This window comes from uncultured Lamprocystis sp., assembly GCF_903933125.1.
Classification (GTDB): domain Bacteria; phylum Pseudomonadota; class Gammaproteobacteria; order Chromatiales; family Chromatiaceae; genus Thiodictyon.
Window position 1 is genome coordinate 1 of record NZ_CAIZIZ010000402.1, and the last position, 11,584, is coordinate 11,584.

The 11,584-nt window shown below is 67.5% G+C and carries 9 protein-coding genes and 1 CRISPR repeat array; of the genes, 8 read left to right on the plus strand and 1 reads right to left on the minus strand.

Annotation, left to right across the window (positions count from 1 at the left end; translation table 11 throughout):
• Window positions 1-553: 553 nt before the first annotated feature.
• The 6 genes from QZY03_RS21235 to QZY03_RS21260 all read left to right on the plus strand — a co-directional run bounded on the left by QZY03_RS21235 (window position 554) and on the right by QZY03_RS21260 (window position 6,429).
• Window positions 554-1,597, plus strand: a complete 1,044-nt coding sequence (locus QZY03_RS21235; protein ID WP_295584356.1) for an HPP family protein — start codon at window positions 554-556, stop codon at window positions 1,595-1,597.
• Window positions 1,598-2,124: 527 nt separating this feature from the next.
• Window positions 2,125-2,583: an antitoxin Xre-like helix-turn-helix domain-containing protein gene (locus QZY03_RS21240; RefSeq protein ID WP_295584358.1), complete on the plus strand. Its 459-nt coding sequence runs from the start codon at window positions 2,125-2,127 to the stop codon at window positions 2,581-2,583.
• Window positions 2,583-3,050, plus strand: coding sequence for an RES domain-containing protein (locus tag QZY03_RS21245; protein WP_295584360.1), 468 nt, complete (start codon window positions 2,583-2,585; stop codon window positions 3,048-3,050). Before QZY03_RS21240 ends, QZY03_RS21245 begins: the two co-directional genes overlap by 1 nt.
• Window positions 3,051-3,376: 326 nt before the next feature.
• On the plus strand, window positions 3,377-4,828 hold the full coding sequence (locus tag QZY03_RS21250; protein ID WP_295584362.1) for a YdiU family protein: 1,452 nt from the start codon (window positions 3,377-3,379) through the stop codon (window positions 4,826-4,828).
• Between the two features lie 4 nt (window positions 4,829-4,832).
• On the plus strand, window positions 4,833-5,672 hold the full coding sequence (locus QZY03_RS21255; protein ID WP_295584364.1) for an alpha/beta hydrolase: 840 nt from the start codon (window positions 4,833-4,835) through the stop codon (window positions 5,670-5,672).
• 43 nt (window positions 5,673-5,715) lie between these two features.
• Window positions 5,716-6,429 (plus strand): SDR family NAD(P)-dependent oxidoreductase, encoded by a 714-nt coding sequence (locus tag QZY03_RS21260; protein ID WP_295584366.1) that lies wholly within the window; start codon window positions 5,716-5,718, stop codon window positions 6,427-6,429.
• Between the two features lie 9 nt (window positions 6,430-6,438).
• On the opposite strand, the gene QZY03_RS21265 is transcribed toward QZY03_RS21260, so the two are convergent.
• Window positions 6,439-6,849, minus strand: a complete 411-nt coding sequence (locus QZY03_RS21265; protein ID WP_295584368.1) for a hypothetical protein — start codon at window positions 6,847-6,849, stop codon at window positions 6,439-6,441.
• A gap of 509 nt (window positions 6,850-7,358) precedes the next feature.
• On the opposite strand from QZY03_RS21265, the gene cas1 reads away from it, so the two are divergent.
• A complete protein-coding gene (cas1, locus tag QZY03_RS21270; protein WP_295584370.1) occupies window positions 7,359-10,325 on the plus strand; it encodes a CRISPR-associated endonuclease Cas1 in 2,967 nt (988 codons plus the stop codon).
• Between the two features lie 242 nt (window positions 10,326-10,567).
• Window positions 10,568-10,846: a CRISPR-associated endonuclease Cas2 gene (cas2, locus tag QZY03_RS21275; protein WP_295584372.1), complete on the plus strand. Its 279-nt coding sequence runs from the start codon at window positions 10,568-10,570 to the stop codon at window positions 10,844-10,846.
• 239 nt (window positions 10,847-11,085) lie between these two features.
• Window positions 11,086-11,527: a CRISPR direct-repeat array (repeat unit 35 nt; unit sequence GTTGAATCCATTCCAAGCTGCTAAAGCTGTGCGAC).
• Window positions 11,528-11,584: the final 57 nt, after the last annotated feature.

Genomic DNA, 11,584 nt, shown 5'->3' on the forward strand with positions numbered 1-11,584 from the left:
GGCTGCAAACTGGTATCGCGAAGGCCGAACGGCCGGCTCTGTCACAGGGGCTTATCAAGGCTTGAGCCGTGTGCGGTGAAAGTCGCAAGCACGGTTCTTAGGGGGCTGGGCGGCGGTAACGCCACCCGGCTACCCGACCCGCCCGCCAACAAACCGGAGGTCGAGGCTTTTTAGCCCGTCGACCTCGCGTCGGAGCCGCCCTCGTCCGGCTAGCAGCCATGGAAGGAACATCAAACCACGCCGGAAGAGGAAAGTCCCCCGTGGGAGCGGCGTCCCGACGCGATGCGGTGCCGCGGTGACCCCGAACGCTGCGGCTGCGCGTCCGGCCCCGTCGCGGCGGGACGCCGCTCCCACGGGGTCGCTGCGCGACTTTTGCGGTAAGCCTCGACCTCCAGTGCGGGACGCCTGGACGCCGGCAGAAGCGATGATCAAGCCCCCCGAGACTCCGATCACCCGACGCATAAGGTATAACTCAAACGGATCGTCGGCGGCTGCCGACTCACCGGCGTTTCCGGCACCATCCGTCGTCTGAACAGTGCAGCGGGGAGCACGCATGACCACCACCGACCACACCGAACCTCCGCCGCACCGCACCCGGCCCTGGCGCTTGCCCCCGCGTGGCCGACTGCGCGCGCTGCTCGGCATCGAGTCCCGGCCGGTCAGCCATCACGAGCGTTGGCTCGCCATGGCGGGGGGTATGCTCGGCATCGGGCTGGTGTTCGCTGCCGCGGCGCTGCACCCGCTGGGGCCGGGCAGCACGCTGGTAATGGCCTCGATGGGGGCCTCGGCCGTGCTGATCTTCGCCGTGCCCCATGGTGCCCTGTCGCAGCCCTGGCCGGTCGTCGGCGGTCATCTGCTGTCCGCCTTCGTCGGTGTCACCGCGGCGCAGTGGATCCCAACGCCCGCACTCGCCGGGCCGCTCGCCGTCGGCCTCGCGATCCTGACCATGCATTATGCGCGCTGCCTGCACCCGCCGGGCGGCGCGACCGCCCTGGCGGCGGTCATCGGCGGTGCCGAGATCCAGGCCCTGGGTTACGGCTATCTGCTGGCGCCGGTGCTGGTCAATACCGTGCTGCTGGTGGCAGCCGGCATCCTGCTCAACGTTCCCTTTCGCTGGCGGCGGTATCCGGCCGCGCTGGCGGCACCCGCAGCCGCACCCGGGGTACTGGACACCGGAGAGACCCCGACGCCGCCCGCACTGGGTCACGACGATCTGGTCTATGCCTTGGGCCGGATGGATTCATTCATCGACGTCTCCGAGGCCGACCTGGCACAGATCTTCGCCCTGGCAACGCATCACGCCCAGGAGCGCCATTCGGGCGATCTGGAGATCCAGCCTGGCCGCTGCTACAGCAACGGCCGTTACGGGGCCGACTGGGCAGTGCGCCGCGTGATCAAGGTTGAACCCGGCGGCCCTGAGGCTTTGGTGTCCTTCCGCGGTGCTGCCGGCAACGAGCGGCGCACCCGCGGCACCCTGAGTCGCGCGGCCTTCGCCGACTGGGCGCGCCATGAGGTCGAGCGCGACGAGACCACCTGGCGACGCGTCGCCCACCCGCGACCAGAGCACCGCGAGCTTGTGAACCAGGCGGTTGATTGAACCCGGCACCCGCGGCAACTGAGTCCCACCGCAGAAGATTGCCATGATCACTGTCAGCCTGCGCATGAAGCTCGATCAGCTTTCCACATCCCCTGTTGCCGCTTCTGTGGATAAGCTGTGCCCAAGGGTCGCTGAACCTTAACCAAACAATGCGTTCAAAACCCCGGATAAAATTTCGCCACCGCGCCGGATACGTCGGCGTCAATGAGTCAGCAGGAGGGCGGACGGCGCAACCCCGACGTCTGGTGGGGAGCCCGGCGTCGCGCGGATGCCAGGAAAAGCGCGCCGGCGGGTGACGCTGACGATCCACTTACCGCGAGCGCAAGTAACGCTCCTGCGGCAGTGCCCGTCCATCGACCACCTCTTGCAGATACTCGATCTTGCCGGTGATCTCGTCGATGTGCGACGCCATTTTTGACTATACTTTCTGCCATCTGGCACTTTATCCTGAAAAAAGAGCCGGCCGCCAGTTTCCAGTGTTTCCGATCCAACGCGGGCTGCTGTCCCCCTGTTTACCGAGATGATCCATGACGCCCACCGTTACCCTCTCCGCTCCGTCGCTGCTTGCGGTCAATGATCTGCTGGGCGGTCAGACTGTCCTTACCGGCCTCCCGCGCTCAACGCTTGACTGGGTGACCCTCATCCGTAGCGGCATTCCCGCGTCCGCCGTGGATGCCCTGACCAGAGTCACGCACCTGACCCAGGCCGAGTTGGCGACCGCCGTGGGCATCCCCGAGCGGACCCTGGCGCGGCGCAAGCGCGAGGGCAAACTCACAAGCGAGGAGTCATCCAGGGTGATCCGTCTGGCGCGGGTGATTGCCCGCGGCGAAGAGGTTTTCGAGGATCTGGCCGCGACCATCGACTGGCTCAAGTCGCCCAACGCCGCGCTCGGCGGAGTCACACCCTTGAGTCTGCTTGACACCGACATAGGTACCGAGAGCGCAATGGACACCCTTGGGCGCATTGAGCACGGCGTTTTCTCCTGATGCTCACCGTCTGGCGGATACTGACCGCGCGCTTTGCCGACAGCCCCTTCTCCGGAGAAGGCGCCGGACGCTACGGGGGCCGCTGGAATCGCAAGGGTGTGCCGCTGGTCTACACCGCCGGCTCCCAATCTCTGGCCATGCTGGAAATGCTGGTCCAAGACCAGCCCCTGCGTGCCCGTTACCTGATGATCCCGGCCGAGATCCCGACTGACCTGGCGATTGCTCGGGTCACCACCGTGCAACTCGACCCCGATTGGCGCGACGCGGCAGCCCTCGAGGCCCTTCGTACCCTGGGTACCCAGTGGGCAGAGGGGCTGACCACCGCCGTACTCACCGTCCCCAGCGCAGTGGTCCCCGCCGAGACGAATTACCTACTCAATCCGCGACACCCCGATTTTGCCCGAATCAGGGTCGGTGATCCGCAGGTGCTGATCACCGATCTGCGGCTGATCAGGCGATCACCTTAGGTGATTTCCGGGAAAAGATGTACCAACGTGTAGGGGCGACTTAAGTCGCCCCTACAGTCCCTACCGATCTTGCAGGCATGCGCAGTTGGGATGTTGATTCCTGGAAATCGCCAATAGGCTCTGGGCTGTGACACCCGCGCCTCCCGCAACCGCCGACCCTCTCCACACTGAACCGATGCCGGAACAGGGCCAGGACCTCGGCGTCCGGGTCCGGAAAGGCCGAGGCCAGGGTGATGGCATTGCGCTTGATATTTCCGTTCTCATCCAGATTGACTGAACAGAGCGCACCGACCCACCACATCGAACACATCGGATACACACCGCGGATGACCCTCGCCTTCGACAACACCTACGCCCGCCTGCCGGGTCACTTCTACGCGCGGCTGGCCCCGGTGCCGGTGGCCGGCCCGCAACTGGTCAAACTCAATACCGCACTGGCGGTGACGCTCGGGCTCGACCCGGCGGCGCTGGACACGCCGGAGGGCTTGGCCATGTTCGCGGGCAATCAGGTGCCCGCTGGCGCGGAACCGCTGGCCATGGCCTATGCCGGGCACCAGTTCGGCCATTTCGTCCCGCAGCTCGGCGACGGCCGGGCGATCCTGCTCGGCGAGATCACTGACCCACAGGGAACCCGTTTCGATATTCACCTCAAGGGCTCGGGGCGCACGCCCTTCTCGCGCGGGGGCGACGGACGCGCCTGGCTGGGTCCGGTCCTGCGGGAATACGTGATCAGCGAGGCGATGCACGCGCTCGGCATCCCGACCACGCGCGCGCTCGCCGTGGTCACCACGGGCGAACCGGTCTATCGCGAAGCCACCCGGCCAGGCGCGGTGCTCACCCGGGTGGCGCGCGGCCATGTGCGGGTCGGGACCTTCGAGTATTTCGCGGCCCGCGCGGACCACGCGGCCCTGCGCCACCTGGCCGACTATGTCATCGCCCGCCACGACCCTGCACTGGCCGGGGCCGAACAGCCGTACCTGGCCCTGCTGGATGCGGTCATCGGGCGTCAGGCGGACCTGATCGCGCGTTGGCTTGGCGTCGGCTTCATCCACGGAGTGATGAATACCGACAACATGTCGATTACCGGCGAGACCATCGATTACGGCCCCTGCGCCTTCATGGACACCTATCACCCAGAGACAGTCTACAGCTCCATCGATCGGCACGGGCGCTACGCCTATGCCAACCAGCCGCGCATCGCCCAGTGGAATCTGGTGAGCCTTGCCCAGTCACTGCTGCCGCTGCTCGACGAGAACCAGGAGCAGGCGGTGGAAATCGCCCAGACGGCCGTCGATACCTTCATGCCGCGGTTCGAACGGGCCTATCTCGCGGTCTTTCGGGCCAAGCTGGGGCTCATGGATGAACAGGCGGACGATGCCGAACAGATCGCCGGGTTCCTGGCGGCCCTGGCCGCGGACGGTGCCGATTTTACCAACAGCTTCCGCGCCTTGGGTGAGGTTGCAGCGGGTAAAGAAACCCGCTGGAGCGACGGTAGCGCCATCGCCGCCTGGCTGCCGGACTGGCGCGCCCGGCTTGCACACGAGACCGCAAGCCCGGCCGAGCGGGCGGCCCGGATGCGGCGGGCCAACCCGGCCGTGATCCCGCGAAACCACCAGGTCGAGGCGGCGCTGAACGCGGCGGTGGACGGCGACCTTGAACCGCTGGACGCGCTCTTGCGGATCCTCGCCAACCCTTGGGAGACGCGGCCCGAGCACGCACCTTACACGCAAGCGCCGCAGCCGCACGAGGTCGTACGTCAGACCTTCTGCGGAACCTGAAACGTTGACCCGGTTGAACGGCATTACGGCGATCCTGTTCAGCGTGCTGGCCGCTTGGGCGCTGCTCAACGGCCTGCTCTTTCTGGCCCAGCCGAGGCTGCTGTTCTTCCCTTCGACCACGCTGGAGGCGACGCCCCGGGACTGGGGTCTCGATTACCGCGATCTTGCACTGCAAACCGAGGATGGCATCCGACTACACGGCTGGTTCATCCCTGCCGCCGCCCCCGGCGCGCGGCGCGTGCTGCTCTTCTTCCATGGCAATGCCGGCAATATCGCCCATCGGGGGGCATCCGTGGCCATCTTCCATCGCCTGGGGCTCGACATACTCCTCCTGGACTACCGGGGCTATGGCCGCAGCGAGGGCGCACCCAGCGAAGCGGGGCTCTACCGGGACAGTCGTGCCGCCTGGCGCTGGCTCACCGTAGACCAGGGGATCGCTCCGGCGCATATCGTCCTGTTCGGCCGCTCCCTGGGCGGCATCGTGGCGGCCCATCTCGCCGCCGAGTCCCAACCTGGGGGCTTGATCCTGGAGTCGACCTTCAGCTCCGCCCGCGACCTTGCGGACACCCTCTTCCCGCTCCTCTCGCGGGCGATCGTCCTGCCCTTCCGTCTCGACGCGGCCGGCGCCCTGCACCAGGTAAGCTGCCCGATCCTGGTGCTGCACAGCCCGGACGACGAGATCATTCCCTACGCGCTCGGACGCCGGCTCTTCGCGGCGGCGCCGGAACCCAAAGGCTTCGTCGCTCTCCGCGGCGGGCACAACGACGGCTTTCTGCGTTCCCAGCCCGGTTACGAGCAGGCACTCGATCACTATTTGGCGAGTCTGCCGCCGGACCCATATTGAACCCGGCACTCAGACCCAGACCAATCCACACAGGAACACCGCCATGAACGCGATGCCTACCGCCGTCGTCACCGGTGCCGACCGCGGACTCGGCCTTGAAACCGCCCGCCAGCTCGCACGGCGCGGCTATCGGGTGTTGATCACCGCCCGCCGCGACGCCGCCGGCCAGGCCGCGGCTGCCGCATTGGCGGCTGAGGGCCACGAGGCGCACTTCCGGCACCTGGATGTGACCGCGCCGGCCGAGGTGCAGGCCCTGCGCGATCATCTCAAGACGACATTCGGACGCATCGACGTGCTGGTCAACAACGCCGGTATCTTTCCGGACCCGAGCCCCGGCAGCCCCGCGTCGAGCATCTTCAACGCGGATCTCGACACCATCCGCCGGGCCATGGAAACCAACACCCTGGCCGCCATCCACCTGTGCCAGTTGTTGATTCCGCTGATGCAGGGTAACGGGCGCGTGGTCAACGTCTCCTCCGGCATGGGCCAGCTCAGCGACATGAACGGCGGCTGCCCCGGCTACCGACTTTCGAAGGTGTCGCTCAATGCCGTCACCCGCATCTTCGCCGACGAACTGCGGGGCACCAACGTCAAGGTGAACTCGGTCTGCCCCGGCTGGGTGCGCACCGACCTCGGCGGGCCGGATGCACCGCTGAGCGTCGCCGAAGGTGCCAAGGGCATCGTCTGGGCCGCGACCCTGCCGGACGACGGTCAGAGCGGCGGCTTCTTCCGGCATGGGGAGGCGATTCCCTGGTAGCCGGCCCCCTCACTCCGCGCAAACCAGACGGCCAAAGGACGCCCGGCCGAGTTGCGCGGGTTCCGCGCAGACCCGCCGCAGGCGCGCGATGAAGGGGCCGTCGGGATCGAAGATGAGCACCCAGGACCTGGCCGCTACGGACATACCTGCGAAGCCGTCCTCCCGGCAGTCGCCGTAGAACTGCTGATAGAGGCTGTCGCACAAAGGCCGATCGATCCGCTCGGGGTGGTACCCGCACTGCGCGATCACCTCCGGCAACGCCCCGCTGCCGGTGGCGCCGGTGTAGGCGCCGGCATCGTCGTAGTCGCGCAGTCCGGCAGCCTCCAAGTCCGCAAACACCCGATCCCGGCACGCCTCCCAGGCGTCCCCTGACCGGGCGGCAAGGCCCGGCGCGCCATACAGGGCGAGGAGTATCATCATCCAGACCGGGATCCAAGACCGCTCCCGAGGGCGGGGTAGCACGACCATGACGACCTCCTGTCCGGACGGACGAATGCGCCGTCTGCCGGCTGCATGCGTCGTCGGGACCGTACGGACGGTACCATCAATACTCGGGTGCCGGGCGGCGGGCAGACGCAGTGCACCGCTCGACACGCGGACCGCGCCACAAACGGCCGCGGCGGCACGACCGGGAGCGGCCGACGCTGTCGACGGCGGCCTTTCCGATCGCAACGATGTCCGCATCAAGTATATGTGGTGACCGGCGATCCTGTTGGATTCGGTGCCTGGCGTGGCTGCGGCCCCAACCAGGGTCAGCCCCTTGACACTCGCTTCAACCAGTGTCAGAAAGCGCCGGTGCGCCTGGCGGCGCCGTCAGGCCTGGTCGTGCCTCGTGACACACGCGGCAGCGGCGGAACGTCCGATGATTTCGGGCGGAACCGTCCCACGCCTCCCGCGGCAGCCGCTCCACCCATCCAACGAGATCACTCATGCCCGCGACGGACCCGCTCACTGATCCCGACCTCCCGCTCACCGACCTGCTGCCGTTGCGCGCGGTGGTCGTCACCCTGCACTGCCTGGCGCCGAGCCATCCCCGGTTTTTTCACCAGGCCGCGCTCACCGCCCTGCTGCGCGGACTGCTGCGCGACGCGCCGGATTACGACCTGCACCTGCGCATCGACACGCCGGAATCCGGCCGCGTCGACTACCGCCCCGGCGACTATTACCGGTTCCTGCTCATCGCGCTGCGCGGCGGCGAACCGACACTCGCGCGATTGCTGAGCCGGCTGGCGGACCTGCCGCGCGGCGCCCCTCGCGGCGGTCCGGGGCTGGCGTTCGCGGACAATTGGCGGTTGGTGCAACTGCAGGACGCCTTCACCGAAACCCCGGTCGGGTCCGCGGCGGAGCTGAGCGGCTATGACACCGCGACCCTGGAGCAGGAACTGGAATTGTGGATCACCCGGACGCGCTGGCAGTGGCACTGGCTCGCGCCGGCCCGCCTGCTCAAGGACAAGGCCGACCGCGGCGACCAGACCGGCGAGGCCCGCTACTGTCGCGACCCGCGCGATCTGCCGCCCGCCCTCCTGCTGTCCCGCCTGCACGACAGCATGGCCGATCTGCTGCGGCGCCGCGGTCAGGCGCCCACCCCCCGGGGCGCGCCGCCGCCGCTCGCCTGTCCGCACGGCCATTTGTTCTGGGTGGACAACGAATACCGGGATGCCGAAGGCGCCGACCAGGTCATGGGCGGACTGTCGGGGCTGCTGCACCTGGAAGGCCGGCTCAGCCCGGCCTGGTGGCGGCTGCTGATCCTCGGCCAGTATGTCGGCATGGGGCAGCGCACCGCCTTCGGTTTCGGCCGCTACCAGTTGCGCACCGCCGACGGCGGCTTCAGCTACCGGCGTCCGCTGCCCGCCGCCTCCCTGCTGACCCGCGCCGCCGACGCGGACAATCTCGCCGCGGCTTGGCGCCACGTCATCACCGGCAGCGACGAGATCGCCCAACTCACGCTCGACCCGGCGGTCGCCTGGCTTGGCGACCCGGATGCGGACGACCCCGAGGGCGCGGACGACGCGCCCCCGCCGCCCCTCGAGACCCTGCACGCGGACCTGGCCCGCCTCCTGGCCGGCGAGTATCAGGCCCCCGAACTGCGCGGTTTCCTCATCCCCAAGAAAGACGGCGGACTGCGCCCGCTGGCGGTTCCGCCGCTGCGCGACCGCGTCCTGCAGCGCGCCGTCCTGCAGGCCCTGTCACCCGCCGTCGAATCCCTGTTCTCCGCCGGTGCCCACGGCTACCGCCCCGGCCGCTCGCGGATCACCGCCAGCCACGCCATTCAGGCCGCCTGGCGGGCCGGCTACCGCTGGGTCTATGAATCCGACGTCCGCGACTTCTTCGACAGCGTCGACCTGGGGCGGCTGCGCGAACGTCTGAGCGCCTTGTTCGGCGACGACCCGGTGGTGGACGCCGTCGGCGCCTGGCTCGCCGCCCCGGTGCGCTTCCAGGGCGAACGCATCGAGCGCGTCAATGGCCTGCCCCAAGGCTCACCCTTGAGCCCGCTGATGGCCAATCTCATGCTCGACGACTTCGACAGCGACATGCAGACCGCGGGTTTTCACCTGATCCGCTTCGCCGATGATTTCATCGTCCTGTGCAAAGACCCCGAGGAAGCGCGCCGGGCGGGCGCCGCCGCCGCGGCCTCGCTGGCGGAACACGGGCTCGACCTGCACCCGGACAAGACCCGCATCACCGCCATGGATCAGGGGTTCCGCTATCTCGGCTACCTGTTCGTCAACGACCTGGTCGTCGATGTCAGCGGCGACCGCGGCGCCCTGACCAAAGACGCCCAGGTCCCGCCCCATTCCTGGCTGGCCGCGCTGGCGGCGCGGGCTCCCGAGCCGGTCGACGCCGTGGACGACCTGGCGACCCTGATCGCCCGCATCGCCCGGAGCGAACCCATCAGTCTGGGCGAAGCCGACACCGAGGGCGTGCTGCTGTGCGTCACCGGCGAACCCTGCCTGATCGCCGCCCGCGACCGGCATCTCACCGTCCTGCGCGACGATCAGGTCGTCCATCACCTGCCCTGGCAGGGACTCCAGGCGGTGATCCTGTTCGGCAACCACCAGATCACCACCCCCGCCCTGCGCGAAGCGCTGCGCCACGAAGTCCCGATCCACATCGCCGGCGGGCTCGGCGCCTACGAGGGCGCGCTCTGGTCCGGCACCCCGGGGGAACACGGCAGCGGCCTCTGGCTGCGCCAGACCGCCCTCTTCAGCGACCCGCAACAGACGCTGCCGGCCGCGGTCGAGATCGTCACCAGCCGCATCCGCCACATGAAAGAGACCCTGCGGCTGCGCGACCGGGGCTGGGACACCCGCCTCATCGACCAAGCCCTGCGCGACCTGCCCAAGGTCACGGACGCCGCCACCCTGTTGGGGCTCGAAGGCGAGGCCGCGAGCGAACTTTTCCGCCGCATCGCCGCGACCCTGCCGGAGACCTTCGGCTTTCAGGGCCGCAACCGGCGCCCGCCGCGTGACCCCTTCAATGTGCTGCTGTCACTCGGCTACACGCTCCTCTATGGCTACTGCGAGAGCATCGTGCGCGCGACCGGGCTCCTGCCCTGGAAAGGCTTTTACCACCAGGGCCGGGGGCGTCACGCCGCGCTCGCCTCCGACCTCATGGAGCCCTTTCGCCATGTCGTCGAGCGGGCCGCCCTCACCGTCGTCGCCCGCGGCGAGATCACCCCGGAGCATTTCAGCCAGAGCCCGGCGGGCGGCTGCATCATCGACTCCGCCGCGCGCCGCAAATACCTCGCCCTGCTCATCCGCCGCTTCGAGACCCCCGTCACCGCGCTGGGCGATGACAAAGCGGAAAAACTCTTCGTCCATCTGCAGCGGCAGGCCCTGTCCGTTCGCACCTGGATCAATGAAGGGAAACCGTTCAAGGCGTGGCGGATGCGTTAAACCGCCCCCGGCGCGGTCGGCGATGTGATTGGATTGCATCGGCCCCCGCAGATTCGACAACTGCTGGAGCCGGCGCGGTTTATCGTCATCGGACGTGATAACCGGACGTAGGGGCGGGTTTCAAACCCGCCCCTACACCAAGGGTCTGTCCGGATATCAGGTAGGAAGGCTATAGCAGCGTTTTTACGATTACGACAACGAAAGCAGCCTACCGCGGAATCCCAAAGCCACAAGGTCTCACCATGAACCTCTACCTTGCCTGCTTCGATATCACCGACGACGGCAACCGCACCCGCGTCGGCAAGCACCTGGCGGTCTACGGTCAGCGGGTGCAGCGTTCGGTCTTCGAGATCGCCGTTCGGAACCAGGCGGAACTCGACCGTCTCAAGGCTGAACTCCAGCCCCTGCTGGACACCGGCGACGACCTGCGGTTCTACGCCATCTGCCGCGCCTGCCGCCAACGCTCACATAACCACCGCGGTGAGCGGGTCGCCTACATCCCCGCGGCGATCCTCCTCTGACCCATCGGGGAACCGCCGGCGGCCCCGCCGCCCTGGCGCCGCCGCGCGGAAAACAGTCGCTCGCACAATGCCTTGCCATCCGCCGCCGGAGCGCCGGTTCCCCGGCTCGCAAAATCAGCAACTTAGGTTGACTTTTTCCGCGTGCTGCGGTTCAATTCCAGCCATGGCTTCGACCGGCGCCGAGGTTCCCCGAAACGGCCCGTCAAGTGGTTCTGGTGACAGGGGTTTTGAGGGGTGGTGTTGAATCCATTCCAAGCTGCTAAAGCTGTGCGACGCGAATACCAGCCGGTCGTGGGCGTGCAGGATCTGTTGAATCCATTCCAAGCTGCTAAAGCTGTGCGACGCTGATGCGCGTCTGTGCCAAACGCGGCATTGGGCGTTGAATCCATTCCAAGCTGCTAAAGCTGTGCGACTCCGGAGTGTCAGCGGGCGGGGCGATCAATGGCGTTGAATCCATTCCAAGCTGCTAAAGCTGTGCGACCGCTCAGGCCGCCGTGGCTTTCAGAGGTCCGAGGTTGAATCCATTCCAAGCTGCTAAAGCTGTGCGACTCGATACGGCGCGCCAGGGTGGCGGTCATGGGTTGAATCCATTCCAAGCTGCTAAAGCTGTGCGACCTTTCCAGCCATGCGACTGAAGTCTCTTTAAGTTGAATCCATTCCAAGCTGCTAAAGCTGTGCGACCAACCGGCCGGGCTCCGGCTCCGGGATTGTTTCGGTTGAATCCATTCCAAGCTGCTA

Excerpts from the sequence above, each read along its gene's own strand:
- QZY03_RS21235 (WP_295584356.1), top strand. The coding sequence starts at position 554 with ATGACCACCACCGACCACACCGAACCTCCGCCGCACCGCACCCGGCCC.
- QZY03_RS21240 (WP_295584358.1), top strand. The coding sequence starts at position 2,125 with ATGACGCCCACCGTTACCCTCTCCGCTCCGTCGCTGCTTGCGGTCAAT.
- QZY03_RS21245 (WP_295584360.1), top strand. The coding sequence starts at position 2,583 with ATGCTCACCGTCTGGCGGATACTGACCGCGCGCTTTGCCGACAGCCCC.
- QZY03_RS21250 (WP_295584362.1), top strand. The coding sequence starts at position 3,377 with ATGACCCTCGCCTTCGACAACACCTACGCCCGCCTGCCGGGTCACTTC.
- QZY03_RS21260 (WP_295584366.1), top strand. The coding sequence starts at position 5,716 with ATGAACGCGATGCCTACCGCCGTCGTCACCGGTGCCGACCGCGGACTC.
- QZY03_RS21265 (WP_295584368.1), bottom strand. The coding sequence starts at position 6,849 with ATGATGATACTCCTCGCCCTGTATGGCGCGCCGGGCCTTGCCGCCCGG.
- cas1 (WP_295584370.1), top strand. The coding sequence starts at position 7,359 with ATGCCCGCGACGGACCCGCTCACTGATCCCGACCTCCCGCTCACCGAC.
- cas2 (WP_295584372.1), top strand. The coding sequence starts at position 10,568 with ATGAACCTCTACCTTGCCTGCTTCGATATCACCGACGACGGCAACCGC.